This window comes from Catenibacterium sp. AM22-6LB (assembly GCF_003435615.1).
GTDB lineage: Bacteria > Bacillota_I > Bacilli_A > Erysipelotrichales > Coprobacillaceae > Catenibacterium > Catenibacterium mitsuoka_A.
Genome location: NZ_QTUM01000027.1, coordinates 1 through 1,127, shown reverse-complemented (window position 1 = coordinate 1,127; position 1,127 = coordinate 1). Strand labels below are relative to the sequence as shown.

The window sequence follows — 1,127 nt, the reverse complement described above, 5'->3', positions numbered from 1 at the left end:
GACAGACAGACAGACAGACAGACAGACAGACAGACAGACAGACAGACAGACAGACAGACAGACAGACAGACAGTAACTGAGTCTGCCCTTTTTAGCAACTTAATATTGATATTTAGGCATGAGTTATTTATATAATATTAAATAATTCATGCTTTTTTGTGCTATTTAAGAAACTTAAAAGATTTCTTTTTGGGACACATTAAATAAGGAGAAAACGATTATGAACAAGAAATTAATGACTATGTTAGTCGCTTGTGCTTTATCAGTAACAACATTATCTACTACAGCAGTATTTGCAGAAGATGCAGTAGTAACTGGAGAAACTCCAGCTGTTACTGAAACTACAACTACACCTGAAACTACACCTGCAGCTTATGAACCAGAAGTCACTTTACTTACACCTAAATCTAAATGGACAGGGGATAGTGATATTGTCTTTGAAGTAGATGCTAAAGGTGGAACAGTTTCCAATGGTGAAATGTATGTTTATGATGCAAATGGTTATGGAGAACCATTATATTGCGTTGAATCTACAAAAGAAGTGAATGAACAAGGTAAAGGTAAGATTACATTTACTAAAGATGCATTAAAGAATGCGGAAACTTGGACTTGGAAGGATGATGATGAAGTTGAAAATAAGACTACAGTAGATTGGACAAAGTATTCTAAAATTGAATTTGTCTTTGGGTTCGAATTGAATGGTCAATATCAATCTAAGTCTATGTATGTAGAAACTTCTGTAAAGGCTCCTGAAATTACAGTAACACCTACTACACCATCTCAGCCAGCTAAGCCTACTACACCTACAAAACCTGCAAAACCTGCAGAAAATAAAGGTACAACAACAACAACTACTACAACTACTAAGAAAGAAGCACCAAAGACTGGTGATACTATGAATGTTGCATTATATGCTTCATTATTATTAGTAAGTGCTTTAGCAGCAGTTGTATTAACTACAAAAAAGAGAATCAATGAATAATCTGTCTTAATTAGGTAAGCGCAAGTGATTTTCTTGAATGTAAACTTATATACATAAGGGAAGAAAGGCAATTGAGAAATTCAATTGTCTTTTTTGTATGCCGGGCATGGCATATATCTAGGTGGTGAAAGTCCACTGTGGGGGC

The 1,127-nt window shown here is 35.0% G+C and carries 1 protein-coding gene; it reads left to right on the top strand.

The window, feature by feature from the left end:
- The first annotated feature begins 220 nt into the window (after positions 1-220).
- Positions 221-982, top strand: a complete 762-nt coding sequence (locus tag DW269_RS07105; RefSeq protein ID WP_117459147.1) for a sortase B protein-sorting domain-containing protein — start codon at positions 221-223, stop codon at positions 980-982.
- Positions 983-1,127 lie beyond the last annotated feature (145 nt).